This is a genomic window from Acidobacteriota bacterium (genome assembly GCA_016208495.1).
Classification (GTDB): Bacteria; Acidobacteriota; Blastocatellia; order Chloracidobacteriales; family Chloracidobacteriaceae; genus JACQXX01.
Genome location: JACQXX010000056.1, coordinates 104,177 through 130,916 on the forward strand (window position 1 = coordinate 104,177; position 26,740 = coordinate 130,916).

The window sequence follows — 26,740 nt, forward strand, 5'->3', positions numbered from 1 at the left end:
GGTGAATATCAAACGTTGCGAATGCTTGCCTGCGAGGGCAAGATCACCGAGGATATGATCATGGTGGCCGAGGATGAACGACTGGAGCCAGAGTTCATTCGTCAGGGGCTGGCCAACGGCACAATTGTCATTCCAAAAAACATCAACCATGACTTCCGGCCCATCGGCATTGGAAAGGGCTTGCGAACCAAAGTCAACGCCAATATCGGTGCCTCTGGCTATCATCAGTTTGTTGAAGAAGAAATCGAAAAACTGCACGTCTCGGTACACTATGGTGCCGATAGCGTGATGGACCTTTCAACTGGGACGGACCTGGATTTGATTCGCGAAACATTGATTTCGCGCAGTCCCTTGATGCTTGGAACGGTTCCGATTTACCAGGTGGCCTCGGAAGGTTCAATCCTCAAGATGGATCCGGAAGAATTGTTTGCCGTCATTGAAAAACAGGCTCAACAGGGCGTGGATTATATGACGGTTCACTGCGGAGTTACCAAGGAAACGGTCAAAAAATTGCGTGGCCACCAGCGTATCGAAGGCATTGTCAGCCGTGGTGGCTCGCTGCTGGCGGCATATATCGAAGCCACCGGCAAAGAAAATCCACTGTATGAACAATTTGACCGGCTGTGCGACATCTTTGCCCGCTATGATGTGACCTTCTCGCTCGGTGACGGGTTGCGCCCTGGCGCCACGGGTGATGCGTCTGACCGGGGACAACTGGCAGAACTGCTGGTGTTGGGTGAATTAACCGCTCGTGCGCGGGCCAAAGGTTGTCAGGTGATGGTCGAAGGCCCTGGGCACGTGCCGCTCGATCAGGTTCAGGCCAATGTCCAGTTGCAAAAGAAGGTTTGCGAAGGCGCACCGTTCTATGTCCTTGGCCCCTTGACGTGTGACGTGGCACCTGGTTATGACCACATTACCGGTGCTATCGGCGGGGCGATTGCAGCGGCGGCTGGCACCGATATGCTGTGCTATGTGACACCAGCCGAACACCTCCGCCTGCCAGACCACCAGGATGTCATCGAAGGCATCATTGCCACCCGCATTGCGGCTCATTCCGGCGATCTGGTCAAGGGCGTCAAAGGTGCCAAAGAATGGAATGACCAGATGTCGCTCTATCGCAAACGTCTGGATTGGGAAGGGATGTATCGGCTGGCGATGGATCCAGAGAAAGCCCGTCGCTACAAGGAAGAATCCGAAGCGGCTGGCTCGAAGGTTTGTTCAATGTGCGGCAGCCTGTGTTCGATCAATATTGACAACGCCGCGATTAAAAAATTCTCAGGGAAAGTGCCTGACACATCTGAGAAATTCCTCACGAAAAAACCAGAGGTTTCTGAAGAAGTCGTGGCTGAAGCGGCGGCTGGCGACTAATCAGCTTCCACCGACCAGCTCAAAAAAGAGAAGCCCCCGTTCCAACGGGGGCTTTTTTGTCAAAGGGAAAGGAATTCCGCGATGAAAGTGACCATTAAAGAACGAATCACTGGGATTATTCTGGCTTCAACTGACGATCCGTCAAAAGTCGAATCTTTTGAAGGAAACTGGTACTTTGATCCATCCACAGTGAACCAGGCAGTGTTGCAGGTCACCGACGATCTTTACACCTGCCCGTACAAGGGCACCTGTAACTGGGTCAGTTTCTCAGGGCAAGGAAAAACAGCGATGCGGATTGCCTGGGTGTATCCCAGCCCAAAACCGGGATATGAAAACATCAAAGGTCGGTTTGCTTTTTATGGTGGGAACCGTCCCAATACAGTTGAAGAACTCGCCTGATCGATAAGTCTAAAACTTCGATCACTCAATTGATTGGAATAATGAGCAGCCTGATAAATAAGCGACCAACGCCTCTTTCCAGTCCCGCAATGGTTTAAACCCCAGTTGAGTGCTGGTTGAGCAGCCAAGGGCGGAATTCATCGGGCGTGGTGCCGGGCGGTTTAACTCAGCTTCTGTAACAGGAAGTATTTCAGCCTGGACATCAGCGCCCACGACTTCGGCGCCAAACAAGGCCAGTTCATACCAGCTACAAGGCGTACCGCTGTTGGTTACGTGAAAAAGCCCGGTGTGATGGCCTTCGATCAACTCACGAAGGCGGGCAGCCACATCAACGGCATATCCGGTCAGGATGCGGTTATCCGCCACTGACCGGAGTGTTCCGGGCTTGCGCAGAAGTGTTCCAAGCTGACTGGCAAAGTTACGACCTCCTTTGCCATACAACCCCGCGACCCGCACAATACAGGCCGATGGAAGTTCCTGCTGAACCAGAACTTCGCCCTCAAGCTTTGATTGACCATAAACCGAAATCGGGTTTGGTTTGTCTTCCGGTTCATACAAACCATCTTTGCTCCCATCAAACACATAATCAGTGCTGATATGAACCAGTTGGGCTGAGTGCTGGCGGCAAGCCACAGCCAGCAATTGCGGAGCAATGGCATTAGATTGAAATGCACGTTCCCGCTCAGATTCGCAGGCATCAACCGCCGTCATGGCGGCACAATTCACCACAATGTCAGGATGAATCCGATCAAAAACCTGTGCGATAGAATCAGCCTTTGTTATGTCCAGATCACTGTGCCGACATCCTGTAACTCTATGAGAAGGTTTGAGTTCAGTCGCAAGATGCTGTCCTAGTAGCCCACCGGCACCGGTAATGAGAATGTTCATAAGAATGAAGAAACCATCTAGTGGCTAGTAATTAGTGGTTAGTGATTAGTGATTAGTGGTTAGAAATCAATACTTTCGAAGAAGAACCAAGAACCAGGAACTAACCACTAACCACTAACCACTTTCTCAATTCTTCATTCTTCATTCATCTGAATGGTGTCCAGTGCTTCTGACATTGCTTCAAGTTTTGCCTGACGGGCAAGTTGCCGGAGTCGAGGGAGGATCAACTCAAATGAAAAGCCACGCCGGACAAGTACATTGGTGAGTCGGTTGATTTCTTGAGGGGATGTTGGGAGTCCGTTAGAGCGGATAAATTTTTCCAGGAGCTGTTCCATGACATCTGATTCAGGGATTTCAGCATATACCTCGTTCACGGCTTCGCGCACCGTTTCTGACTTCACTTTCTGCTGGGTCAATTCCTGAGTGAGTCGGCGTTTGCCAACCAGGCGGCGTGCCACTTGCCCGTGGGCAAATTGTTCGGCAAAGCGTTGATCATCGAGATAGCCATATTCCTTCAGCCGATCAATGACTTCTGTCACTATCTCTTCTCGCTCCTGGTCCTCAATATTCAATTTTTTCAGCTTGCGGTTTAGATGCTGGGTGGTATCGGTAATGCTCCGGGGACGAAGGGCGAGATATTTGATGCCTGCAGTCAGCATTGTTTGGAAGAGACGGTCATCCATGGTGAAGAATGAAAAATGAAGAATGAAGCCAGTGGTTAGTGGTTAGTGGTTAGAAATCAATAATGCCAGTTAAGGGTTGAAGTGGTTGTTGGTCCTCATTCCCGTTGGGATGGAGCCAGGTTAGCCGGTGGTCAGCGTCGCTTTGGGCGCGCCACCACCAGAAACGGTGGGGGCTGACCCGAATTCCCAGGCTCGACGACTCGCCCTGGGCTACGAGCCGGCGCCCACTTCGTGGGCTGAGAACCAAAACGGCTTCAACCCTTAACTGGCATTATTGATTTCTAACCACTAACCACTGGCTTCATTCTCAATTCTTCATTCTAAAAGCGGCTGATGCGTTCGGTTGGCTGTGAGCTTCCAGTCCCACCGCTCCGGGTGGTGAGCTTGCTTTCCATTTCCTCGCGTGCCTGATCGGTCGTTGATTGAATACCTTTGGTACGCAAAATGAATTCATCGCGGTTAGAGGCCCCATTGAGTGCCTGATCGTAAGAGATCAATCCGCGCTGGAGCAGATCATAGAGTGACTGATCAAACGTCTGCATGCCGTACTGTGATGTTCCCTGAGCAATGGCGTCGCGAATCAACGATGTTTTTTCCTGATTCACAATACAATCCTTGATATAGGATGTGTTGATGAGAATTTCACAGGCTGGAACCCGGCTGGTCTGGTCATGGGCTCGCACCAGTCGCTGGGAAACAACTGATCGCAGTACACTGGCCAACTGAATGCGGATTGCTTTTTGCTGGTGTGGAGGAAAGATTGAAACAATCCGGTTGATCGTTTCAGTGGCATCCAGGGTGTGCAGTGTTGAAAGCACCAGATGCCCGGTTTCAGCCGCGGTGAGGGCCGTTTCAATGGTTTCGAAGTCGCGCATTTCACCAACCAGCACCACATCTGGGTCCTGGCGAAGCGCACCACGTAGGGCTTCTTGAAAACTGCGGGTATCAACATCAACTTCACGCTGATTGACAAATGATTTTTTATCGCGGTGGAGAAATTCGATTGGGTCTTCAATGGTAATGATGTGATCAGTTCGGGTTCGATTGATATGGTCAATCAAGGCGGCGAGGGTGGTTGATTTCCCCGACCCGGTGGTACCAGTTACCAGAATCAACCCACGGCGTTCCTCAGCGATTTTCTCAATCACTTTCGGGAGTTGCAGTTCGTCCACGGTTCGAACGCTGGTCGGAATGACGCGCAAAACCATGCCGACCGCGCCACGTTGCTGGAAAATATTGCACCGGAACCGTCCCAACCCAGATACCCCGTAGGCAATGTCAACTTCACAGGCATCTTTAAAGCGCTGTTTTTGACGGTTGTTCATAATACTGAACGCCATGGCGAGTGTATCTTCCTGAGATAATCGTGGTGCATCAATGATCGGGACCAATTCGCCGTTAATGCGCGTAAAGGGGTGGCTTCCCGCTTTAATATGGAGATCCGAGGCTCCTTTGCTGCAGGCAATTGCCAGGAGCGTATCAATATTGAGTGGTGTTGACATAGTAGACGCCTCCCGAATGCGACAGATCAGACAGGCAAAACTGCTTGGGGTGCAAGGTGTTGAGGTGAGAGTGAATCTATCACAGTGCAGGGGCAATCTGTCAATTTTGAACTAGATCAAACCTGATAACCATCTGAAAAGATGCGCTTTCACCACTTTACTCCTGGCAACTCGTACCAGGCGGAGACTGATCCCATCGAAGTGATTGGAGGAACTGTCAGTGTTTTCTTGCAAAAGAATCATCCCATGTTGCATGATGACTGAATCCCTTGTGTGACCTGTCAAACCACCCTTAAAAATCAGTAGTTTAGCAAAGTTTTTGATACTTTCTGAACCTGCGTTTCTTGCATTGTAGTCCATCCAGGACATTTCAGATTAAACGGAGACCCCCCGCCATGACGAGCGCTGAGGCAACGCTGCTCCTTGTGGATGATGATGATCGGGCACGCTTTACCATCCGGCAATTTTTTTCTCGGATGAATTTTGCCCTGATCGAAGCTGAAAACGGTCGTGAAGCAATTCACCTGACGTTGGCACATCATCCTGATTTGATCATTATGGATGTGATGATGCCTGTCATGGATGGGTTTGACGCCTGCCGGGGACTACGTCAGCTTGGAAATGAAACGCCAATTTTGTTTCTCTCAACGCGCACGGAAATTGAAGATCGTCTCAAAGGTCTGGAGCATGGCGCGGATGATTATCTTGCCAAGCCATTCAGTTTGCGTGAGTTGGAGCTTCGAGTCCGGGCCATTTTGCGACGACGGACTGCTCCGGTTCAATCTGAAGGCGAGATTTTAATCCGAGGTGATCTTCGCATTGATCTCGCCCGGCATGTCGTCAGTCGGAAAGGGAAGGGATTGGATCTCACACCAACTGAATTTAAAATCCTGCATATTCTGGCAACTCGCCCAGGGCGGGTTTTTTCGCGAGACCGATTGTTGGATGAAGTCTGGGGTAATGAATATGACGGGTTTCAGCGCAATATTGACCCTCATATCAACCGGCTTCGAGCCAAACTGGAACCACCTGATGCCAAGCCGAGATATATTCTGACTGTGTGGGGAGAAGGGTACAAATTCAATGAAGCCCTACTCCAGGCACTGGTTGATGGAGCAACAGAAAAGAAGGATTGAGCCATGGCAACGCCGTTCATTGATGATTTAGTGCTTCCTCAACCGATGGTGCTTCCCCCGGTGTACGCCATTACTGATCAATCTCTGACAGGGGTATCGCACCTGGAACTGGTTCAGCAATTGATTGCAGGCGGTGCCACCTTGATCCAGGTACGCGATAAAGAAATTGATGGCCGGACCTGGTATGACATTGCCCGACAGATCATGGATTATGCCCGGCCACGTGGGGTCAAAATCATCATCAATGACCGGGTGGATATCGCACTGGCCGTTGATGCTGATGGAGTGCATGTTGGTCAGGAAGATTTGCCTCCTGCCGCGGCCCGCCAGCTTTTAGGTCCGTCAAAAATCATTGGTTACTCCACCCATTCATTGGATCAGGCGCTCAATGCTGACCAGCTTCCAGTTGATTACATTGCCGTTGGCCCCGTCTTTCGTACGCAGACGAAAGAAAATCCTTCTCCAGTCGTTGGGCTTGAGCTGGTTCGAGCAGTGACTGCTCAGGTTTCAAAACCCGTGGTTGCCATTGGCGGCATTCCGGCGAACCGTGTTTCCGAAGTCCTGCAGGCGGGAGCTGCCAGCGTGGCTCTTATTTCAGGACTCCTGTTGCCCCTCGATTCGATTGTAAGTCGTACCCAATCCCTCGTTTTATCCCTCTGTCATACTGGTAAAATATAGAAAGAAAACCACTTAATTCTTGTTTTGACAGACGTGTCAGTAAGCCCTACAATTTATTTTTCCCACAACGTCGTAAGCACCAATTTCGGGATGCCGGCTTCCCCATCCTTCCAGGCCGCCGTATTACTTGTCTGTGATGCGGTTTTATTGTGCGGGCGACAACTTTTAGGAGGTATCAGGCATATGCAACAATTCGCTTTGTGGCCCTTCTCCACTCGGCCTGCAGGTAGCTTCAGGGGAAGATTCAAACGGGGACTGATGTGGGGATTGCTGTGTATTTTTTTAGTTGGGCAATCGCCAGGTGTTTGGGCCCTACCATCTGGGGTGCCCAAAGTCGTATCAGAACAAAACGAGACAAACCCTGAAAAGCTACTTAAAGCTGTCCGCAAACTTGTCCGCCAGGGTGACTGGCAGGCGGCTGAAACCAGTCTTCGGCAGATTTTAACGGCAGACCCCAACTGCCATCCCGCCCGATTGGAGCTGGCCTATCTGTTTGTCAAGCAACGCCGATTGAGCGAAGCCTATGACGAAGTGTCATTCACCAGCGCCTCAGATCTTCCCCTGGCCAGGGCTCATTCGATTAAAGGGATTGCACTCTTGCGATCTGGCTATTTCGGCCTGGCTTACGATGAATTAAAACTGGCATTGGGAATTGACCGGCAGGATGATCTGGCGTTGGCAGCCATTGCTGAGGTTGCCTATTATGAAAATCAACTGGAGCAGGCGGAGCGACTGATCAACAATGCTATCTCACGCAATCACAATGAACCAGATTATTACCTGTTACAGGCGCGGATTGCTTCGCGAATGGAGCGGTTTCGAGTGGCAGCCGATGCCCTTAAAGATTTTCTTCGGGTGACGCCGAAAACCGATATTGAGCGCCGAGATCGAATCGAAGGCGTCATTCGGTTTTATTCATATCTGGGTGATTCTCACACCAATGTGGTGGAAGACCCCAAGAGTGCCACGATCCCGCTGACGATTCGCAATCGGCGCCCCCATGTCAAAGTCAAAGTGAATGGGAAAGGCCCCTTAAACTTTGTGATTGACACGGGTGCCGGTATTTCAGTGATTTCACAGATAACGGCTGAAAAGTTAGGGATCAAACCCGTTGCTCAGGGAGGGCAGGCCCGAGCCGTTGGTGGTCAAGGGGCATTTCCGATTGTCTATGGTTTTTTGAAAAGCCTTGAAATTGGCAATATCAAAATTACATCAGTGCCGGTGTATTTACGCGAAGTTCAGGGTCCCCGGACCAGTACTGCAACTGAGGCCACTGATGGGTTTTTGGGGTTATCGGTCTTGAATGAATTCCTGGTCACACTTGATTATCAAGCCAAGGAACTCAGAATGGAGCCAAATACCAGGACTGGTCAGTCCGTGGTTACCCAGGCGGTAGACCCTCAATCGAGCATTATTCCGTTCCGGTTCACGGAAAGCGGATTGATCAGTATTGAGACGATGCTCGACGGCGCCGAGAAAATGCATTTTATCTTTGACTCAGGGGCCAGCATCAGCGTGATTTCTGATCGAGCTGTCAAGCGGCTTCACTGGGAAGATAAAATCCTGACTGCGGAAAAAATTCATATTGTTGGTGCCGCCGGAGTGACCCAAAACGTGGAGTTGCTTCAGACAAAAACAGTTCAGGTCGCTGATTTAGTGAAACAGGATGTTCGACTTCCAGTGCTTGATTTGGTTCGGTTAAATGAATCAGCCGGTTTCGAGCAACATGGGATTTTAGGTGGAGATTTCCTGTATAACTGTCGGGTACAGATCAATTTTGCCACCCAGAATTTGATTTTTACTCCCTTTAATGATGCGGTCCGGCGTGTCAATCTGCAGACAACCAAAGAATTGGAAAAGCATGAAACTGAGCCTGTACCTTGAGACCTCGGTGATCGGCGCCTATCTCGATAATGATGACCCTTTTCGCCGGGATTTAACTATCCGCTGGTGGGAACACGAAATGAATACGTTTCGTCCCCTGACGTCGCTTTTGGTACAGCGCGAATTGGAACGCCTTCCTGAACCATATCGTGCTTCATATTTAAATTTGATTCGAGAGATCCCGCAGGTTGAAATTTCCGACGAAGCTGCAATCCTGGCTGACGGATATTTGAGCCGCGGGATCTTTCAGCGTAAATACATGGCTGATGCCCTTCACGTGGCGCTGGCCTCAATTCATAAAATTGACTTTCTGGTAACCTGGAATTTTGGGCATATCGCCAATGTCCAGCGTCAAACCAGAGTACGTCTCTTCAACACATCAAGTGGTTTTTTCTCACCAATGATCGTGACCCCGGAATTTCTGGTGTCGAGTAATGTGTGAGGATGCTTGAGGATTCCGGGATATGTATCGTAAACCACGCTTTTTGCAGGAATTACATGCGATCCGCGAAGAAATGGCACGTGAATGTGACTATGACGTGGATTTGTTAGCCGAAATGGTCCGCTCTGGCCATCGTCCAACGCATGGCCCTCAACAAATCATCCGCGGACGCCGGGTATTTGCCCCACCTCAAGCCGACCACGAGAAACGCCAATCCCCTGTCAACGAAACGGACTACCAATGACAAGATTAACTGCACTTCTGATGATTTCAGTGTTTCTCGGGGCGGAAACCTGGTTCGGTTTTCAACCATCTGTTTGGGGCAAGCCAGGGCACTCCAGAGGGACGGCTGTCCAAAAGGAAAAAAATCCCCGGTCAGCCAAAAAAACACCCGCACTCTCCCAGAAAAACATTCCGCCATCTGCATTGCCCACCAAAGGTGCCACGCTTGCTCCATCAATTCTTCCAGTCAATATCGCTGATGTTGTGGCTCAGGTAGATCAATCTGTCATGAATATTCAAGCCACGGCTGAGGACGGCAGTATTTCGATTGGAAGTGGCTTTTGTCTGGACTCCAAGGGATTGATCGTTACCAACTTTCACGTCATTCGAGGATCGTTAAAGCTTGATGGCCCAATCACTGTGGTCACCCCAGATGCTCGCACTTTGACAGCCAGCCTGCGGGGATATGATGAAGCCACGGATCTGGCCCTGCTCGAAGTTGATTTCGGGGAAAAACCAATCCCTGCATTACCTTTTGGCGACAGCGATACGCTACGGGTCGGAGACTGGGTGATTGCTATCGGAAGCCCTTTTGAACTGGATCATACCGTAACGCTTGGAATTATCAGTGGGAAAGGGCGAACCGGGCTGGATGGCGAGTATGATGATTTTCTCCAGACGGATGCCGCAATCAACTTTGGAAATTCTGGCGGGCCGCTGGTGAATTTAAAAGGCGAAGTCGTCGGAATCAATACGCTGGTGCTGGTTCGGGCTCAGGGGCTTGGATTTGCCATTCCGATCAACATTTTACGGGAAATTACACCGCAATTGCGCGAAAATGGGTTTGTCCGTCGAAGTTCACTTGGTGTGGAAACCCGTGACATCTCCGCGATTGTCCGCCGGACACTGGGACTTGGCACGCAGGCGCGGGGTGTTCTGGTGACCAAAGTCGAGCGCGGGCTCCCCGGAGATGATGCTGGAATCCGTCGTGAAGATATTATTTTGGCGATTGATAGCACCCCAGTGGTTTCAAGTGGACAATTCAACCGCCTGATTGCTCGCAAAACTCCTGGAACCAAAGTCAACATCCGAATCTGGCGAAATGAACAGGAATACACTGTTTCGGCGGCTGTTGTCGAAAAGAAGTAGCCCGGTTGGATCGGGAAAACCTGGACAAACAAAAAAGCTGTGCCTACGGTGAGGCACAGCTTTTAACATGAAGAGGAAAGGAATCGCGTTACGAAAGAGAAAGTCACGTACCAGGTTTCAATCAATGGTTCATCACAGAACCCGTCAAGTGCAGTATCATCATAATTGGGCCAGGAGCGCCAGGCTTGCATCATCAAGACCTTCAATGGCTTCGACCCCAACCCGCTTGAGCAGCAATTCTCGCAGCCGCATTCGGGCCTTGTGCAACTGGGACTTGGATGTTCCAGCGCTCACGCCTAAAATCTGCCCGATTTCTTCGTGTTCATACCCCTGCATGTCGTGCATGATGAACACAATCCGGTAGCCCCGAGGCAGTTGTTCAATTGCTCTGAGGAGCGCAATCCGATCAATAATCGGCATCATTGACGGTCGTTTGGTTGACGGTTGCACGACTTCGGGGAGTTCACCGTCTTCGGTTACCGTTTCAGACCGATAGGATTTCTTGCGGAAGTGCATCAACACTTGATTGACCGTAATGCGGTGCAACCAGGTGGTGAAGGCTGATTCGCCGCGGAAGCTGCTCAATTTACGCTGAAGCTGGATAAACACATCGTGTGCCAGATCTTCAGCATCAGCCGCATTTGAGGTCATCCGCAAACAGAGGCTGTACACCCGGCGATAGTGTTTATGATAAATCTCTTCGAGCGTGCCAGTCAGTGATTCCTGGTTGACCACGGGTTCTTCGATCAATTCCGCTGCAATATCAAACCCTTCGGGCGCCACTTCCAGTTCAATCGCTTCCGCTTCGGATTCGAGTTCAACTGATTCAGGCTCAGCGTTCATTTCGATTGGTTCAATCATCATTTGTGAAAAAGCGGGTGGATTAACAGTGTATTCAATCGTGTTCAATAGAGCCTGTTTCATATTGTTTTCCTCCGATGTGAAATAAAAACCATCAAAATAAGTGTGTGTGTTTATTAGCCAGTGGTCTTACCTAGTGCAAACCTGATGCACAAATCTCAAAAAACTGATGAAATCCGGAAAAAAATTTATGGGTATTGAGTCGTATACTGGCTAAATGGCTGATTTCTCAGTGGATTACAGAAAAAAGAAAAAGTTAGTGAATACTTACATTCCGGATGACACAGGCAACCCTACTGACCAAACAGCCCTACTGAGGTCGGATCCACGCCGTGTTTCGTGTAGTGACTTTCGCCTCAATACACGATATGGGATAGCACCTGTCTGCATTTCATACACAGACAGGTGCGGCTCAAATTGTGATGATGGGAGTTGGAAGAAAAGCCCGCCGAGGAGGGGGATAAGCGCCAGGATAAGGGAACAATGTCCGATCTGGACAAGGGGACCGGGAAACAGGGAGGCCGGGAGAACAAACAACTGGTCGCCTTCGCCCGCTCTCAATCGGAACTGATTCAACCTGACAAACCTGGTGAATTGTCTCCGTGTCTCCCCAGCTCTGTGTCTCAAACGGCTCAGATTTCCTTATCCTGGCGCTTATACGAGGAGGGGGAGAGTGGAATCAGAGTCGTTTATTTACCCGGCTGTAAGCGCGAACCGTTGAGTTCCTTTACCTGGACGCCAGCTTGATCGGCAAAATATGAAAAGCGGCCTGTCAGTGGGTAGTTGATTGGCTCGGCATAGATTGCAAATGAGGTCCGGTCGGCTGAAAGCACAACTTCATAGCGATAGCCGAAAATTTGCATGGCGTTCAGGTTTTCCTGCAGGATCCCCTCTTTAATTAATTCAGGGATAGACGCACAAAAGCCGTTGTTTGAGCGGGCGTAGACCATTTCAACGTTTGCCAGAGTGGAGATCAGATTATAGATGCTGCCTTCGTTTGCCTGCATTTGCTGGAAAGCACCGTCCCGCTCGTAAAAGAAGTACTGGTCTTTGAAAGTGTTGACCAGCGCCTGTGTTTCAGCATCGCCAATTTTCCATTGACCATCCACCAGAATCAGATTGACAGGCAGCACATTGGAAGATTCCGTGACTGGTTGACTTTCAGCTTTAATAATTCCGGTTTTGGACTTAGAGTCGTTGGAAGTTTGCGTGACCGTCGGTTTGATCTGAGCATTTTTGGTACGTTCTTCCAACAAATCCTGTCCGGGTTGAACAACCTTGCCAGATGACTCGGTTTTCAACACGCCCATCGGATTATCTTTATCATTCACAACTGTCACTATTTCTTTCGAACTGTTTTGTGGCTGATCTGTTGTTAAGTACACGGTGGCAAAAGAGCCGGTGATTTGCTCTCCCTTGAGGGTAACGTTTTCTGGAATTGCTTCTGCCATTGCCAGAAAGTCGGTTTCAAGAAATTTGAACTGGGCAGGTGAGAGTGATTCAACCGCTGGGGAATAGACGCTGTATTGAAAGGCTTCGACATATTTTTTCTGTCTCAGCAAATCATAAAATCGGCGCACGGTTTCTTTTGGTGAAAGAGGTTTTGGGGTTTGGGCAGAAACGGATCCAGGCTGTAAGAGCGGGGATACACAGAGACCGCAGATCAAAATCACAACCATACATCTGGTACGGAGAAGTAAAACCCGCCTTGATACAACCTGATGGTTTACGTTCATAGCAAAACCTCTTTCAAAGAATTGAAGGTTGAAGATTATGGTTTGAGCCGGTAGAGCATCCGTGGAAAAGGAATTGTCTCGCGGACATGTTCAATACCGCAGAGCCAGGTCACACATCGCTCAATCCCCATTCCAAAGCCAGCGTGGGGAACAGACCCATATTTGCGCAAATCCAGGTACCAATCAAATGCCTCCTGGGGGAGTTCGTGCTCGGCAATGCGCTCGCACAGACGTTCCAGTGACTGCATGCGCTGGCCGCCGCCGATAATTTCACCATAGCCTTCTGGCGCCAACACATCAACGGATAAAGACAGGTCTGGCCGTTCTGGATCTTCTTCCATATAAAAGGCTTTGATCTTGGCTGGATACCGGTGGACAAAAACCGGGCAATCAAAGTGTCCAGAGATATAGGTTTCATCCGGTGCCCCAAAATCTCCACCCCATTCAAACCGGGTCGGAAGTTTACCTTCGTCAAACCCTTGATGCAGCATTTTGACAGCATCATCATAGTGAAGTCGGGGAAATGGCCGTTTGATATGTTCCAGTTTTGAGATATCTCGTTCCAATATTTCCAGTTCAGGTCGGCGGTTGGTCAGCACCCGTCCCACCACAAAGCACAGAAATTCTTCAGCCAGATCCATGATGTCATTCAGGTCGGCATACGCAACTTCCGGCTCGACCATCCAAAATTCGGTCAGGTGACGACGAGTCTTGGACTTTTCAGCCCGGAAGGTCGGGCCAAAGCAATAAGTTTTGCCAAATGCCGCGGCGGTGGCTTCATTGTAAAGCTGGCCTGATTGGGTCAGATAGGCTTTGTTATCATCAAAATAGTCAACTTCAAAAAGAGTCGTGGTGCCTTCGCAAGCGGCTGGAGTCAGGATTGGGGTGTCGGCCAGAATAAATCCGTTTGAATCAAAAAAATCGCGCACGGCTTTCACAATTTCATGGCGCACCCGCAAAATGGCATGTTGACGGCGTGACCGAAGCCACAAATGGCGATGGTCCATCAAAAACTCAACCCCATGTTCTTTTGGCGTAATCGGATAATTTTCGGTAAGCTGGACCAGTTCAATGTTTTGCACGTCCAGTTCATACACGCCGGGTCGTTTGGGATGTTCGCGCGGCACCCCAGTCACAATAATTGAAGATTCCTGGGTGAGCTTTTCAGCCGTTTCCCACACCGTTTCAGAAACGGCTTTTTTGAACACAATCGTCTGGATGAGACCCGTTCCATCACGGACTTCTAAAAACTGCAGCTTTCCGCTGGAGCGTGAGTTGTAAAGCCAACCGCGGATGGTGACTTCTTGCCCCAGATGTTGAGCGATGTCAGCAATATAAGTTTGTTTCATGAGCTTTGATTTCCAGTTGAAGTGCGGAATTTCGTTGAGGGCAGTAAAAAATGGTCAGGATTGCCCTCGTTTTCAGGGAGTCGAGAAATAACATGTCTGAAGAACTTGAGCAAATAGAAAATGAAACCCACCCAATCGTCTCACAAGTGGTTAGTCATCACCTGCGTGCCGCTCTGAAGTCGCTCCATCTCACTGCCGTGGCGGATGAACATCTGGCCCGAACCCCCGAGAACGTGGCGGAATTCTGGATGGAGTTTTTGGCTCCGTATCTTTCGCACGCCGCACCGCCAGTTGTGGCGACGTTTCCAGCCCAGGAAATGGCTGGACAATGCGTCCTGATCAAGGATTTAGCCTATCACTCGATGTGCGCCCATCACCTGACCCCATTTTTTGGCGAAGCCCATATTGCCTATGTCCCTCATGAACTGGGGATTGGGATTGGGTCACCAGCCAAGTTGCTTGAGTTCTATGCTCGTCGGCCTCAACTACAAGAGCGCCTCGCTGTTCAACTGGCTGATGGATTGGTCGCTGCCTGCCGCCCCCGTGGTGTGATGGTGTACCTGACAGCGCGTCAGATGTGTATGGAAATGCGCGGTGCCAAAACTAAAGGCGTGGTTGAGTGTTTTGTGGCCCGAGGATGCTTTGAAGAAGATTTCTGGCGGCAGATGTTTTTTACCCGACTCCGATGAATGAAGAATGAAGAATGAAGAAAGTGGTTAGTGGTTAGTGGTTAGTGGTTAATTTAGTGGTTAGTGGTTAGTGGTTAGTGGTTAGTACCTGGTGCTTAGCTTAGAAATCAATACTTTCGAAGAAGAACAAGGAACCAAGCACTAACCATTAACCACTTTCTTCATTCTTCTTTCATCCAGCAAATTTATAGCCCAGCCCATGAACGGTCAGAATAAAGCGTGGGTGACGCGGGTTGGGTTCAAGTTTTTGCCGAAGCCAGGCCACATGGACGTCAACCGTTCGGGTGGAAGGCATGGCATTATAGCCCCAGACTTCGTCTAAGAGTTCATCCCGCGAGATGGTTCGGCCCCGGTTCTCAATCAAGTACTGCAGTAACTTGAATTCACGAGCGGACAACTCAACCGGAAGTTTGTTTCGCCGGACTTCAGCTCGCTTGAAATCAACCTGAATGGCATCAAATTTGAAGGTTTCGGCCACGCTTGATTGATTGGCATTTGGTTGAACCCGGCGAAGCAATGCCTCGACCCTGGCAAGTAATTCCATCATTTCAAATGGTTTGGTGAGATAATCATCGGCGCCGAGTTTGAGTCCGACGACCTTGTCCACGACCTGTCCCCGAGCTGTCAGCATCAAAATCGGCGTTCGATCCCCGTGTTGTCGCAAATCGCGGCAAACGTCAAATCCATTTTTACGCGGAAGCATGATATCAAGGATAATGGCGTCAAATGGTTTGGCTTTTGCCAGTTGGAGACCTGTTTCCCCATCCTGCGCCGTTTCAAGGGTGTATCCTTCACTTTCCAGACGATCAGTCAATGTCAGGACCAGACCCGGCTCATCTTCGATAAGCAAAATGTGTTGGCTCATAGACGTCCTCAATCAAATCCGGTTTCTCAGGTGTCTCCACGGAAGTTATTGGAAGATGCAACGTAAAAGTGCTTCCCTGGCCAGGGTGACTTTGAACGCTGATATGACCGCCGTGGGCTTCGACAATATGTTTGACCAGGCTGAGCCCAAGACCACTCCCGTGAATTTGGGCTTCGACGGCTTCTGAGCTTCGAAAAAACTGATCAAAGAGATGCGGTATATCACTGGGCTTGATCCCAACCCCTTTGTCGGTGACGGCCAGCCAGATTTCCGCCCGGGGTTCAATCTTGTGCAATTGGGCAGTAATTCGCAGCCAGTGATGAGCGCCGCTGTACTTCATCGCATTGCTTAGCAAATTTTGGAGCGCCCTTCGCAATGCCGCTATGTCGCCGTGGAGAAAAGGCAGGTCTGGTTCAAGTTCCACTTCCACCGAAAAGTTCCCTTCGTCTAAAAGTGGGGCATAGGGAACAAGCGCGCTCTCAACCAGGGTGCGAACGTCAACCGGCGCCAGGTGATAGGTTTTCCGACCGGAATGGACACCAGCCAGTTCCAGTACCTGTTCGACCATTTCGGTCAAGCGGCGGCCTTCACGGCGAATCAATGTGCCATATTGCACCACCCGCTGCGGATTCCACACCACTCCATCAGCCAGATTTTCAGCCGCGGAACAAATGACAGCCAACGGAGTGCGGAGTTCGTGTGACACTGCGGCCACAAACTCCATTTGCTGGCGGGCCAGTTGTTGGGATCGCCGGGCGGCAATCAGAACAATGGCAACACTCACGCCGAGCAGCACCAGAATGCCAAAACTGACCCCCAGGTTGCGCCGCCGGGTGTGGGCAATCATTTGCTCAAGCGATCCGGATTGATGTCGGATGACCAGTCGCCAATAGCCACTTTCGTCACTGATTGGAGGCATTGCCCTGACAAATACTTCCCCAGAAACTTGATTCAGGACATTGACTGAAATTGGGGTTTTGGATGAGGCGGCATCCGGATCCTTCTTTTTCACACTGTTGATCAGTAACTGGCTTTCCCGCAACAGATGTCCAAATTTCTGGACTTGCACGCTCAAAATATTGGCATTGGCGTCTCCCTGCTCAAGACCGGAAAGTTTTGCGGATGAGGTTTGATACACAATATTTCGGGGGTTTTTGCGGCTAAAAATCACGACTTCATAGCCGCTCTGTTCGCCGTTATGCAAATCGTTTCGGATTAACGATGGAATCAGTTCTTTTTGAATGGCATGCTGATTGAGTTTGACGATGGTGTATCCCGTCAGCGATGAAACCGTGAACCCATGCGCGTCAGGGGTAAGTTGCAAATTGGAAAGTGGAATGACCAGTGCCGGGATGGTTTCAACAATCGAAGGAACATTATAGGAAAAGACGTGTCCAGATTTGGATTTCGTTTGGCGCAATTGCTGGCGCAAGGTCCGGCGTAACTCGCTTAAATCCTCTGGCCAGTGATCTTTGACAAAGGTCTGAGTGGATGAATCAAAGCGGACCAGATTGAGTCGCCCACGTGAATTGGCATTGACCACATAGACCTGATCAACCAGATCTGGATACGGCGACGTCACACTCCATTGATGATAGCGTTCGGCATAGGCGTTCCAGGCTTGCCGATTCAGTGGAACGGCCTCCATCTGAAATGCCAGAAAAATACGTGTGATTTCCCGGTCAAAATCCTCGGCCAGATGGGCGGCATCGCTTTGCAAGCTGGCCTGGAGGCGAGTTCGTTCGCTTTCAGTAACCTGGCCAATCCATCGGTACTGAAGCGTTGCCAGAATCCCCAGCAAGGCCATCAGCAACACCAGTACAATCAGGATTGGCGAAGGTTTGTATTTCATAACGTGACCACTTTCAGTCAGGAGTTTGTGGTTTCGCTAAGTTTGCTTGAATAAAGTGCTTAACTCGCTACAACCGTGAGTTGAAGCGCAAAAATGGTGGAATCAAGCGACTGAGCATCGAATCAAACCCAACACTTTTATCTATTTCAGGACCAGATACTATCACAGGCACAAAACCTGGAAACCTGTGGGATAGAAGATTTTACATCCTTAACAAAATCTTTTCCGCCTCTTAACAACTCCCTTGAGAAAACCCGCTATAGTCCGTTTCGCACCAGGAAGGTTCACCACAAACTGACAAGTGCGATTGAGACTCGACGTTGCAAGCTCTCTCCCGAGTCTTGTTGTTGTGTCTTTCAAGCCCAGTTCTCACCAAACTGGGCTTTTTTTCTCTCTCAACCCACCAGGTTTTCAAAAAAGCGAGGCTGATACTCCACAATGAAAGTCCAGGCTACTGTTTATAAAATAATTCTTCCTGAACAGAAATGGATTGGGGTATGGGGAGGTGCGCTGGCAGTTGTGATGGCTGGGATGTGGCGATATTTTACGGATGCTTCGTTTTGGCTTGATGAAGCTTTTGTGGCTTCTTCGCTCCGATTGCCATCCGTTGAGACGCTCTTTTCACGGCTTGACTACGGTCAACAGTTCCCTCGACTCTATTTGATGTGTATTGCCATGGTGCGCGAAGCCTTTGGTTTTCAAACCCATAGCTTACGATTATTGCCGTTTCTTTGCTTTCTGGTTGGGACTTTGTTGTGGGCACGGTTGCTGGCGATGCGTTCGACCAGATCAAATACCTTGAATGTCTTGAGTGGGTTGCTGCTGCTGGGGGCCACCTTCTGGCTCGAACAGTCAGCTCAGTTGAAACAATACACCTTCGATGTTTTGCTGGGGTTGTTGCCGGTTTGGGTGGGGGATGAGTTTTGGGAAGACGGATTACGGGGCGGGAAGAAAAAGCTCGGATTGATAGGGTTTGGACTACTCTGTGCTTGTTCATTTACCTATCCGGTGTGTCTGGCGGCTCGGGTAAGCGGGTGGTATGTTGGGACGGGTCAGAGGTCAACCTGGAAGCTTCATTTCTCTGGTGTGGCCATTCTGGTTCTTTCAAGTCTGGCTGGCTGGTGGTGGATTTGGAGCACCGATTATCATTTTGCCCGTCACGATATGCAGGCTGTCACGGCCTACTGGAGTAATTCAATTTTACAAGCTCAACTGGTTGAAGGGGTTGTACCTGCACTTAAGCTTCTGGGGCGTTTTTTCTGGGGCTGGTACAGCACGAAACCACTGATTCTGGTTGGTTTAATCCCATTGCAGCTTTGCGGTGTGTACTGGGTGGTGTATCAGTGCCTGTCACCAAAAACGGCTCTGGATCCAGGATGGGAAACCCGATCCTGTGGCAGTTTGATGGTGTTGATCGGACTTGTCGCCGCCAGTTTGTGGTTTCAGTACCCGCTGAGTCCTGGGCGATTGACCTTGTTTACACTGATTCATATTCAGATTTTGGCACTTGAAGGTGTGTTGTGCGTTCAACATTTTGTTTCAAGAGCCTGTGTTCGCGAAGGTCTCCTGACTGGTTTTGTGGCAGTTATGGCACTGGCTACAACGCTTTCGTTTATCAAATTCATCGCCAGTGAACCACCTGAAAATCTGCGTCCGATGTTGTCAACCATCCGGCAAGCACCAGTTGAGACTATTTGGGTTCATCCGTGTTCCGTAGCCCAGGTTCAAACATTGCCCGAAGGGATGCCAGTGCGCAATGTGCTTCTCGGAACCGAAGAAATTCCTCGCCACCGACGAATATTGATACTCTGGACTCATCTTGGTGGGGGATGTGACAGACAACTCGATGCCCTGCGAATGCAATCTGTGTTTTGGAAGGATCTCCACAGGGGCCGCAATCGTGGTCTGGCAATTGCAGAATTCTAAGTTTAGATCATTGGTCAGTCGTCAGTAGTTGATAAGTCAGTCGTCAGTCGTCAGTAGATAAAACCCGGATCGTTGAATCCGTGGAATTCTTGAAAAGAATTGTTCCTAACTGATTCAAATAGAACCAAATCCACTTGACAGGCAATTCAAAATGCTAACGCTCGACGACTGACGACTGACAACTGACCAACAGTTTCCTGATAAGGTGAGATGATGATGCAGTGGACTTTTCGAAATTCCCCGATCCGATTGATCTGGTCAGCAGCGGTCAGATGGCTGCTCTGGAGTGGTCTGTGTTGCCTGCTGGTGGTGAGTGTGGCGTTAATGCCGGGATTACCCTGGGCAACTCACTGCCAGTACGTTCTGAAAAAAGGTGTCACCCGAACTCGCTTGCAACTTGCCAGGTGGAGTGGGCTAAATCCTCAATTAGTAACACTTTATGGGAAAATTGATCGGCCCAATGCTGTCGTCGAAGTGCTGGATTCACCTTCTGGATGGGCCAGTCTGACGAATGAGAGCGGTGAATTTCAGTTACCTGAAGAATGGTGTTACCCGGGGGCCACAATTGATTTACTGGTGACGGACCCAAATCGCCCGCCGCAGGTGTGTTCCGTTGCGGTACCTGACAACCGGACTGGACGTGGATTTCACCTGGGACCGATTTCCCTGCAAACGGCCAGCATCATCAATGAACCTGACATTTTAGGTCGCAATTCCATCAGTCAGCTCAAATATGATGTGGAGAATGATGGGTATTACCGGCGGTTGTTTGAAAAATTGACCGAAGGAAAAGCTTCGTCAGCCGAAAAGATTGATGCTCTCAATATCTTTGTGGCCGCGAAATTGAATTTTGATGAGTCCACGGCGGAATTTTCTTCGCCCCGGCAGATGCTCGAGCGCGGATCAAAGTTTTGTGGCCCCCTGGCAATTGCGATGGCAACGCTGGCCCAGGCCGGCGGCTATCCGGCGCGGGTGTTGCACCTGCGTAACGCCGGGGCAACTTCAAATTTCCATGCGGTGGTTGAAGTGTATTATGACCAGGCGTGGCATGTGTATGATGCCACCTATGGGATCAAGTTCTTAAATGACACGGGTTCAGTTGCGAGCTATGAACAACTTCGTCACCAGTCCCATTTAATTACCCCGGAAATTGTCAAAGCCCTGATTCCCAAAGCCCGCCGAAGTGCTTTTGCCTGGACCCCAGATCCCTCCAACTCACTGTATGTCTTTCTGGTGGAACCTCGTGAATTTGAAGGGATTGAGATCTGGATGCCAGATATTTATGCTTCCGGGATGCACCATCTGTTCTACTTTGACCAGTCTGGAGGGAAGGCAGGGGGGAACTGAAATTCTCATAGGCTGAGTTAATTTCCAGCCGGAGCGAGCGAGTTCTCAGGCTGGGTTGGTGACGGGTGGAGCCGAACCCGCGAAATTCGACGACCTTCGATTTCCTCCACGACAAAAGTGGCACCTTGAAACGTAACAATATCTTCCTTGCCAAGCAGCTTTCCCGCTTCAGTCATCAGGAAGCCGGCCAGCGTGGTGTAATCATCAGATTCGGGTAAGTGCAGGTCAAGCTTGCGGTTGGCTTCACGAATCGAGATGCCTCCGTCAATCAAAACCGTCCCGTCAGGTTGCGGCCAGAAGACAGCTTCCTCACCTTCCACATCGTGTTCATCCTGGATATCGCCGACGATTTCTTCGAGCAAATCTTCAAGGGTGATAATTCCAGCGACACTTCCGTGTTCATCAACCACAATCGCAAGCTGAGTTTTGGAAATTCGCATCTGGCGCATGGCCTCGCTCAGATGGGCAGTATCTGGAATAAAGACTGGTTTGCGCATCACTGAGGCCAGCTCCAGCCGCTTGCCAGTCAGTAAAATCGGAAGCAGGTCTTTGCTATGAATCACACCGATGATGTTATCGGGTTGTTTTTCATAAACTGGAAGGCGTGAGTACCCTGACTCCTCAAGGGACTTGAGCACCTGATCCCGCGTGGCGCCAATTTCGATGCTCGCAACGGCCTGACGTGGCACCATGATTTCGCGGACAACCGAACTGGTGAAATGAAAAATATTATGGATGAGTTCGCGTTCGTCGGCATTCAGGTGGCCGCTTTGATGGCTCAGGGAGACCAGTTGGCGGATTTCTTCTTCGGTGTACACCGATTGGTGGCCACCTGCCCCGTGCATGCCAAAGAGTTTCAGGACAATCATCCCACAGGCATTGAGCAGCCAGATAAAGGGTCGAAAGACACGATAGAAGAACTGAAGTGGGGCTGAAATAACCAGGGCGACACGTTCGGTGCGCTCAAGCGCAATTGATTTCGGGGCGAGTTCCCCGAGCACAATATGCAGGAACGTAATAATGATAAACGAGAGGGCGGCGGCAAAGGCATGGGCGGAGAGTGAGGCGACCATCAGCGATGTCAGCGCCATTTGAAAGAGCGGTTCAAACATGTGGGCGAGGGTGCTTTCGCCCAGCCAGCCAAGCCCAAGGCTGGCGAGTGTAATTCCGAGTTGGGTGGAGGAAATCACCGCATCGAGGTTGTTGAGGACCTCAAGGGTCGTACGTGCCTGACGGTTGCCGCTTTCAGCCAGGGTTTCAATTCGTGACCGGCGGACGGCGACCAGTGAAAATTCAGCCGCAACAAAGAAAGCATTGGCGAGCACAAGCCCGCCAATGCTCATAAATTTCAGACCAGTTATAACAAGAGAATCACTCATTGACTAAGGGGGCATAAATTGCCGAACTGTGTGATGCCCTAAACTGCGGCGGTTGCCACGCGGGCAGCCGCTTCTTCTTCATGCTTGAGGCAGGCCTTCTTGAGTGCCGTTTCGACGACTTCAGAGACTTTGTCCTCGGCTTTATTGGAAACCATCGCCAGTTCGGTCACCACGAGAAACCGGGCCCGCTCGAGCATGCGCTTTTCGCGGAAAGACAATGGCTTTGATTGGCTCAGATATGTGAGATGCTTGAGGATTTCGGCCACACTAAAAATGTCGCCCGTTCGCATTTTTTCTGAGAATTCCTTAAACCGATCCTTCCAATCAGACGGTGGCGTGGTGAAATTGGCTGACAGTAATTTCAGCAACTTTTCACCTTCATTGGTTTTGATCAACCCCCGAATCCCGATTTCATCTGCTTTGTCTACCGCCACGTTCACGACCACATTATTTTCGTGCAAGCGCAGTTGATAAAACTCAAGTTGGGAGCCATCAAAGACCCGCTGGTTAATGGCCTCAACAACACCGATTCCATGGTTGGGATAAATCACTTTGTCTCCGACTTTGAATCCCACACTTACCTACCTTTCTTGATACATCTCGACGTGTCGAAGGCGTCGAGATTCCTCAAATACCGAAAAGAATAGCACTCTGGTCAAAAGCCAGGTGTTCAAGAAATTGTTGTGCGTCTTCAAGCCCTGATGGTGCCTGATACCTGGATGAAAAATGTCTATCGTTTGGTGAAAACACTTGCCACGGGTATCCTGTCTGGATTTGCTCCCGACCGCGCCACCGATGGCTTCCACGATGCCAAGCCTTCGTTAAGAACAGAGGTGATTCCAATTATACACCCAGGAAGAAAACCCACGGCTGAGTTGGCTCCCGGCATGCCTCTTACAATGAGAGCATGAAAAAGAGAAAGTCCTACGGAAAAATGCGAAGACCTTGATATTGGCTGGGTAGATCATGGAACTCGGAATGGCACGACGAAAGGATCTTGACTTGAAGATGTTTGGCTTTCATGGGCACAGTAAAACTGCACGTAAAAGGTCACAAAAAGCCGGTAGGCAGTTTACCTTTTCTTGATGGCATTGGTCAACTGTAAGAAAAGTGAAGCTGAGTTGGGCTTTTTCACAGGAAGGATGATGACTGAAAAAGCGCTGGGGCTTTGGGGGGGCGAATTTTCATATTGACAGAGCTTCACCCGGTGGGTAAAAGTGGTCACTGCTTCTCTATCTTTCCGCTCCGGTACCCAAACCAAACAGAAGCAATTGGTCGCAGCCAGGTGGTGATCACTCATGCTGGTACTTGCGTGCCATTGATATATCGGACATCTTTAACTAAAAGTGAGGAGTGACCTCTGTGGGTTCACCATTAATTGTTCTCACCGCTTCAGCGAGCGAGGCGAGCGAATTCAAGCACAGCATTTGGCAACAAATGTTGTCGGCGACGATCCCTCAAAAGTTCAGCAAAACCTTCATTAACCCTGACTCTCTGATGAATGAATCCTGGCCTGATGGGCGTGCAAAATATGTACCCAATGGCCTCCGGGTGGTGGAAACACTGCTCTTACGCAACTATTCAGAAGATGATGTGGTCACCTGCTATGTTGAACACCTGGAGAAATTTGTCGGGCCAGAAACCAGGGTGCTTGCCATTCACGCCCATAATCCGCTGGGTATTTCATATGCCACGGATGTGTACTCAAAGCTGGGCGGGCCAAATCTGATGCCGCTCAATGCGGCTGAATTCCTCAAAATCGTTACCCATCCAGTCATTCAAAAGTACAAGCCAAAGATTGTGATCGGTGGCCCTGGGGCCTGGCAGATTGAGACCGCGAACCGGTTGGATGAATTTCATGTCGATTATTTAATTACCGGCGAAGTCGAACGGGTTTTCGGCGATCTTTTCCAGCGAATTATTGCCGGTGACCCGACGCTTCCCCGTATCATCAATGTTCCAAAGAACATGCAGCCGACAGTGGATGAAATTCCGGTGGTTCGCCATCGCTCGACGTTTGGGGTCGTGGAAATTACCCGAGGCTGTGGGCGGGGCTGCCAGTTTTGCGGGCCAGCCACCAAAGTCGGGCGGTCATTCCCCATGGATCACATCATGGCCAGCGTTCACGCCAACGTCAGCGAAGGCGCCACTGAAATTATGCTGACCTCAGAGGATATGTTCCTCTATGAACAGTTGCCGAACTTTGTCACCAATGTCCCGGCGCTGGAAAATCTGTTCCGCAGTGTCAAAGCCGTTCCAGGGGTTGAAACACTGCAGTTAACCCACATCACCATGGCCCCGGTCGTCAAAGACCCAACCGTGATTGAGCGACTCTCCCCGCTTTGTGTCCCCTATTCACACCTGAAACATCACGAATCAACCGACCCGAACAAGTGTATCGTTGATCCGATTATTGGGCTTGAAACCGGCTCTCCTCGACTCTTTGACAAATACATGAAGGGGAAAGCCTATCCGTACAAAGCCCATCAGTGGCGCGACGTTATTTTGAAGGGGATGGAAATCCTCAATCGGAATAACTGGTTCCCGTTCTGTACTTTCATCATCGGGTTGCCGGGTGAAACGGCTGAGGACACTAAAGCATCGCTCGATTTGCTGTATGATCTGCGCGATGCTAAGGGAATGTTTGTTCCAACCTGGTTTGTGCCGCTTGAAGATTCCCGCATGAAGGGGAAAGAAAGCGCCAAGCTGATTGAAATGTCAGACTTACAGTGGGAATTTTTCTTTACCTGCTGGAAGTACAATATCGAGTTTTATCGTGGTGGAACGTTTGAACGCTACAAATATTCGATGGGAGTTCCACTTTATTACAAAATGCTGGGCAAGAAACTGTTTGGTGAAGGGATCAAGTATCCGCTTTACCGGTTTGCCGGGTTCCCGGAACGGATGTTGCGCAAGCACCTCCATCTTGACTTTTCAAATAAGAAACGTGATCCGAAAGGACTCAAACCGTTTGAAACTGAAATCATCCCGGCCTATGAAAGCGCACGTGGTTTGGGGTTGATGGATGCTTCGCAGGCACAACCCGCCCCGGTACCCCTGAAGAAAGCCAATTCAGGATTGCCGGTTCTTTCTGAAAACCTCTTTCAGGCGTCAAACGCTGGGGATTAAGTGGAATCCACCAGTGGCTTGACCAGAGTTGACAAGGGCGCACGTGTGGTGCGCCCTTGTTGTTTCTTTTGAAAAACTCATGAATTTCATCGGAAAAGTTGGACTCGCAATTGTGATTGTCCTGGTACTGGTGGCGGTCTTGTCTCCGTTCTTCATTCCAGAGGATCGTGCCGTCAGTCAAAACCTGGAGCAGAGTTTTGCCCCCCCATCAGTTGACCACCCAATGGGACTCGATGAAAACGGGCGCGATGTGATGGCCCGGGTTGTGTATGGGGCTCGGATTTCACTCAAAGTCGGCATGATTGTGGTGGTGATTTCATCGGTGGTGGGTACGATTATCGGAATGATTGCCGGCTACTATGGTGGATGGGTTGATCAAATTATCTCTGGATTTGTCTTTAATATCTTTCTGGCCTTTCCGGGAATCCTGCTCGCAATTGCCATGGTGGCTTTTCTGGGTGCCAGCCTCAATAACCTGATTCTGGCCCTGTGTGTGATTGGCTGGGTTGGGTATGCCCGGTTAATCCGGGGACAGGTCCTCAAAGTCCGCGAATACGACTTTGTCACGGCGGCTCGCGCGCTGGGGGCCAGTGATGCCCGCATTATTTTTAAGCATATTTTGCCCAATTCGATCCAGCCACTCATTGTGCAGGCAAGTCTTGGAATGGCCGGGGCCATTTTGTCGGAAGCCAGTTTGAGTTTTTTGGGATTGGGTGTCCCTCCTCCCACTCCAAGTTGGGGGGCGATGCTCAATGATGCCCGACTGCACTTTGCTTCAGGGATTCATCTGACAATTTTTCCGGGAATGATGGTGACGCTATCCGTGCTCGGGTTTAACTTTATCGGCGACGGCTTGCGTGAATGGCTCGATCCGAAGCAGAAGGAACGAGGCTGAAAAGAGTGGTTAGTGGTTAGTGGTTAGAAATCAATATTTTCGAAGAAGCCCCAAGCCCCAAGCCCCAAGCCCCAAGCCCCAAGCCCCAAGCCCCAAGCCCCAAGCCCCAAGCCCCAGGAACTAAGGGAGCGTTAAAAAATAAGGTCCTGGGGCGCGTTCTGCCACGTCCAGGTTTTGGTCTTGCACCGCGAAGCGGTGCCGTTCGGATAGCCGGTCGGTTGGCCGCTTTGGGCCTACCACCGGATCCAAAGGCCACCCCTTGTGGCTCCCCGCTTCGCCCGCGCCCCGCAGGGGCGCGGGCGAAGCGGGGGAGCACTGGAGAGAACGAACCTGTTCCCTAATCACTAATCACTAACCACTC

At 50.2% G+C, this 26,740-nt stretch carries 24 protein-coding genes; 14 read left to right on the top strand and 10 right to left on the bottom strand.

Annotated features, from left to right (window positions below; genetic code table 11):
• The first annotated feature begins 21 nt into the window (after window positions 1-21).
• Both thiC and HY774_10145 read left to right on the top strand, forming a co-directional pair.
• Window positions 22-1,368 carry a phosphomethylpyrimidine synthase ThiC gene (gene thiC, locus HY774_10140; GenBank protein ID MBI4748837.1) on the top strand — a complete coding sequence of 449 codons (1,347 nt, stop codon included), beginning with the start codon at window positions 22-24 and terminating at the stop codon, window positions 1,366-1,368.
• An 81-nt stretch (window positions 1,369-1,449) separates the two neighbouring features.
• Complete coding sequence (locus HY774_10145; protein MBI4748838.1) at window positions 1,450-1,767, top strand: DUF427 domain-containing protein; 318 nt, start codon at window positions 1,450-1,452, stop codon at window positions 1,765-1,767.
• A 21-nt stretch (window positions 1,768-1,788) separates the two neighbouring features.
• Here the strand turns inward: HY774_10145 and rfbD are convergent, their stop codons facing one another.
• The 3 genes from rfbD to HY774_10160 form a co-directional block, all read right to left on the bottom strand.
• Window positions 1,789-2,655 carry a dTDP-4-dehydrorhamnose reductase gene (rfbD, locus tag HY774_10150; protein ID MBI4748839.1) on the bottom strand — a complete coding sequence of 289 codons (867 nt, stop codon included), beginning with the start codon at window positions 2,653-2,655 and terminating at the stop codon, window positions 1,789-1,791.
• 134 nt (window positions 2,656-2,789) lie between these two features.
• Window positions 2,790-3,338 (bottom strand): regulatory protein RecX, encoded by a 549-nt coding sequence (locus HY774_10155; GenBank protein ID MBI4748840.1) that lies wholly within the window; start codon window positions 3,336-3,338, stop codon window positions 2,790-2,792.
• A 320-nt stretch (window positions 3,339-3,658) separates the two neighbouring features.
• A complete protein-coding gene (locus HY774_10160) occupies window positions 3,659-4,840 on the bottom strand; it encodes a type IV pilus twitching motility protein PilT (GenBank protein ID MBI4748841.1) in 1,182 nt (393 codons plus the stop codon).
• 395 nt (window positions 4,841-5,235) lie between these two features.
• On the opposite strand from HY774_10160, the gene HY774_10165 reads away from it, so the two are divergent.
• From HY774_10165 to HY774_10190, 6 genes are all read left to right on the top strand, one after another.
• Window positions 5,236-5,976: a response regulator transcription factor gene (locus HY774_10165; protein MBI4748842.1), complete on the top strand. Its 741-nt coding sequence runs from the start codon at window positions 5,236-5,238 to the stop codon at window positions 5,974-5,976.
• 45 nt (window positions 5,977-6,021) lie between these two features.
• Complete coding sequence (gene thiE / locus HY774_10170; GenBank protein ID MBI4748843.1) at window positions 6,022-6,654, top strand: thiamine phosphate synthase; 633 nt, start codon at window positions 6,022-6,024, stop codon at window positions 6,652-6,654.
• 183 nt (window positions 6,655-6,837) lie between these two features.
• Window positions 6,838-8,538: an aspartyl protease family protein gene (locus HY774_10175; GenBank protein ID MBI4748844.1), complete on the top strand. Its 1,701-nt coding sequence runs from the start codon at window positions 6,838-6,840 to the stop codon at window positions 8,536-8,538.
• Window positions 8,516-8,980, top strand: coding sequence for a type II toxin-antitoxin system VapC family toxin (locus tag HY774_10180; GenBank protein ID MBI4748845.1), 465 nt, complete (start codon window positions 8,516-8,518; stop codon window positions 8,978-8,980). Before HY774_10175 ends, HY774_10180 begins: the two co-directional genes overlap by 23 nt.
• A gap of 22 nt (window positions 8,981-9,002) precedes the next feature.
• Window positions 9,003-9,224, top strand: a complete 222-nt coding sequence (locus HY774_10185) for a hypothetical protein (GenBank protein ID MBI4748846.1) — start codon at window positions 9,003-9,005, stop codon at window positions 9,222-9,224.
• Window positions 9,221-10,351 carry a trypsin-like peptidase domain-containing protein gene (locus HY774_10190; protein MBI4748847.1) on the top strand — a complete coding sequence of 377 codons (1,131 nt, stop codon included), beginning with the start codon at window positions 9,221-9,223 and terminating at the stop codon, window positions 10,349-10,351. Before HY774_10185 ends, HY774_10190 begins: the two co-directional genes overlap by 4 nt.
• Window positions 10,352-10,510: 159 nt before the next feature.
• Here HY774_10190 and HY774_10195 read toward each other — a convergent pair whose 3' ends face one another.
• The 3 genes from HY774_10195 to asnS all read right to left on the bottom strand — a co-directional run bounded on the left by HY774_10195 (window position 10,511) and on the right by asnS (window position 14,297).
• On the bottom strand, window positions 10,511-11,275 hold the full coding sequence (locus HY774_10195; protein ID MBI4748848.1) for an RNA polymerase sigma factor: 765 nt from the start codon (window positions 11,273-11,275) through the stop codon (window positions 10,511-10,513).
• A 626-nt stretch (window positions 11,276-11,901) separates the two neighbouring features.
• On the bottom strand, window positions 11,902-12,891 hold the full coding sequence (locus tag HY774_10200) for a hypothetical protein (protein MBI4748849.1): 990 nt from the start codon (window positions 12,889-12,891) through the stop codon (window positions 11,902-11,904).
• Between the two features lie 92 nt (window positions 12,892-12,983).
• Window positions 12,984-14,297, bottom strand: a complete 1,314-nt coding sequence (asnS, locus tag HY774_10205; protein MBI4748850.1) for an asparagine--tRNA ligase — start codon at window positions 14,295-14,297, stop codon at window positions 12,984-12,986.
• A gap of 92 nt (window positions 14,298-14,389) precedes the next feature.
• Between asnS and HY774_10210 the strand changes: the two genes are divergently transcribed.
• Window positions 14,390-14,986 (top strand): GTP cyclohydrolase I, encoded by a 597-nt coding sequence (locus HY774_10210; GenBank protein ID MBI4748851.1) that lies wholly within the window; start codon window positions 14,390-14,392, stop codon window positions 14,984-14,986.
• Window positions 14,987-15,158: 172 nt separating this feature from the next.
• Here the strand turns inward: HY774_10210 and HY774_10215 are convergent, their stop codons facing one another.
• Together HY774_10215 and HY774_10220 are read right to left on the bottom strand one after the other, a co-directional pair.
• Window positions 15,159-15,851, bottom strand: coding sequence for a response regulator transcription factor (locus HY774_10215; protein ID MBI4748852.1), 693 nt, complete (start codon window positions 15,849-15,851; stop codon window positions 15,159-15,161).
• Window positions 15,820-17,703 carry a HAMP domain-containing histidine kinase gene (locus HY774_10220; protein MBI4748853.1) on the bottom strand — a complete coding sequence of 628 codons (1,884 nt, stop codon included), beginning with the start codon at window positions 17,701-17,703 and terminating at the stop codon, window positions 15,820-15,822. Before HY774_10220 ends, HY774_10215 begins: the two co-directional genes overlap by 32 nt.
• 438 nt (window positions 17,704-18,141) lie before the next feature.
• Between HY774_10220 and HY774_10225 the strand changes: the two genes are divergently transcribed.
• Window positions 18,142-19,629, top strand: a complete 1,488-nt coding sequence (locus tag HY774_10225) for a hypothetical protein (GenBank protein ID MBI4748854.1) — start codon at window positions 18,142-18,144, stop codon at window positions 19,627-19,629.
• Between the two features lie 213 nt (window positions 19,630-19,842).
• Entirely contained in the window at window positions 19,843-20,976 is a 1,134-nt protein-coding gene (locus tag HY774_10230) for a transglutaminase domain-containing protein (GenBank protein MBI4748855.1), read from the top strand.
• Window positions 20,977-20,993: 17 nt separating this feature from the next.
• Here the strand turns inward: HY774_10230 and HY774_10235 are convergent, their stop codons facing one another.
• Together HY774_10235 and HY774_10240 are read right to left on the bottom strand one after the other, a co-directional pair.
• Complete coding sequence (locus HY774_10235; protein ID MBI4748856.1) at window positions 20,994-22,319, bottom strand: HlyC/CorC family transporter; 1,326 nt, start codon at window positions 22,317-22,319, stop codon at window positions 20,994-20,996.
• Between the two features lie 74 nt (window positions 22,320-22,393).
• A complete protein-coding gene (locus HY774_10240; protein MBI4748857.1) occupies window positions 22,394-22,930 on the bottom strand; it encodes a CarD family transcriptional regulator in 537 nt (178 codons plus the stop codon).
• A gap of 108 nt (window positions 22,931-23,038) precedes the next feature.
• On the opposite strand from HY774_10240, the gene HY774_10245 reads away from it, so the two are divergent.
• The 3 genes from HY774_10245 to HY774_10255 all read left to right on the top strand — a co-directional run bounded on the left by HY774_10245 (window position 23,039) and on the right by HY774_10255 (window position 26,379).
• Window positions 23,039-23,266 carry a hypothetical protein gene (locus HY774_10245; protein ID MBI4748858.1) on the top strand — a complete coding sequence of 76 codons (228 nt, stop codon included), beginning with the start codon at window positions 23,039-23,041 and terminating at the stop codon, window positions 23,264-23,266.
• A gap of 451 nt (window positions 23,267-23,717) precedes the next feature.
• Window positions 23,718-25,484 carry a B12-binding domain-containing radical SAM protein gene (locus HY774_10250; GenBank protein MBI4748859.1) on the top strand — a complete coding sequence of 589 codons (1,767 nt, stop codon included), beginning with the start codon at window positions 23,718-23,720 and terminating at the stop codon, window positions 25,482-25,484.
• Between the two features lie 79 nt (window positions 25,485-25,563).
• Entirely contained in the window at window positions 25,564-26,379 is an 816-nt protein-coding gene (locus HY774_10255; protein ID MBI4748860.1) for an ABC transporter permease, read from the top strand.
• The last annotated feature ends 361 nt before the right edge of the window (window positions 26,380-26,740 follow it).

Coding starts and splice junctions, on each gene's coding strand:
- HY774_10220 (MBI4748853.1), bottom strand. CDS start 17,703: ATGAAATACAAACCTTCGCCAATCCTGATTGTACTGGTGTTGCTGATG.
- HY774_10255 (MBI4748860.1), top strand. CDS start 25,564: ATGAATTTCATCGGAAAAGTTGGACTCGCAATTGTGATTGTCCTGGTA.
- HY774_10200 (MBI4748849.1), bottom strand. CDS start 12,891: ATGGTTGTGATTTTGATCTGCGGTCTCTGTGTATCCCCGCTCTTACAG.
- HY774_10180 (MBI4748845.1), top strand. CDS start 8,516: ATGAAACTGAGCCTGTACCTTGAGACCTCGGTGATCGGCGCCTATCTC.
- HY774_10210 (MBI4748851.1), top strand. CDS start 14,390: ATGTCTGAAGAACTTGAGCAAATAGAAAATGAAACCCACCCAATCGTC.
- thiC (MBI4748837.1), top strand. CDS start 22: ATGCTTGCCTGCGAGGGCAAGATCACCGAGGATATGATCATGGTGGCC.
- HY774_10160 (MBI4748841.1), bottom strand. CDS start 4,840: ATGTCAACACCACTCAATATTGATACGCTCCTGGCAATTGCCTGCAGC.
- HY774_10175 (MBI4748844.1), top strand. CDS start 6,838: ATGCAACAATTCGCTTTGTGGCCCTTCTCCACTCGGCCTGCAGGTAGC.
- HY774_10155 (MBI4748840.1), bottom strand. CDS start 3,338: ATGGATGACCGTCTCTTCCAAACAATGCTGACTGCAGGCATCAAATAT.
- HY774_10195 (MBI4748848.1), bottom strand. CDS start 11,275: ATGAAACAGGCTCTATTGAACACGATTGAATACACTGTTAATCCACCC.
- HY774_10225 (MBI4748854.1), top strand. CDS start 18,142: ATGAAAGTCCAGGCTACTGTTTATAAAATAATTCTTCCTGAACAGAAA.
- HY774_10230 (MBI4748855.1), top strand. CDS start 19,843: ATGATGCAGTGGACTTTTCGAAATTCCCCGATCCGATTGATCTGGTCA.
- asnS (MBI4748850.1), bottom strand. CDS start 14,297: ATGAAACAAACTTATATTGCTGACATCGCTCAACATCTGGGGCAAGAA.
- HY774_10235 (MBI4748856.1), bottom strand. CDS start 22,319: ATGAGCATTGGCGGGCTTGTGCTCGCCAATGCTTTCTTTGTTGCGGCT.
- thiE (MBI4748843.1), top strand. CDS start 6,022: ATGGTGCTTCCCCCGGTGTACGCCATTACTGATCAATCTCTGACAGGG.
- HY774_10185 (MBI4748846.1), top strand. CDS start 9,003: ATGTATCGTAAACCACGCTTTTTGCAGGAATTACATGCGATCCGCGAA.
- HY774_10165 (MBI4748842.1), top strand. CDS start 5,236: ATGACGAGCGCTGAGGCAACGCTGCTCCTTGTGGATGATGATGATCGG.
- HY774_10145 (MBI4748838.1), top strand. CDS start 1,450: ATGAAAGTGACCATTAAAGAACGAATCACTGGGATTATTCTGGCTTCA.
- rfbD (MBI4748839.1), bottom strand. CDS start 2,655: ATGAACATTCTCATTACCGGTGCCGGTGGGCTACTAGGACAGCATCTT.
- HY774_10215 (MBI4748852.1), bottom strand. CDS start 15,851: ATGAGCCAACACATTTTGCTTATCGAAGATGAGCCGGGTCTGGTCCTG.
- HY774_10190 (MBI4748847.1), top strand. CDS start 9,221: ATGACAAGATTAACTGCACTTCTGATGATTTCAGTGTTTCTCGGGGCG.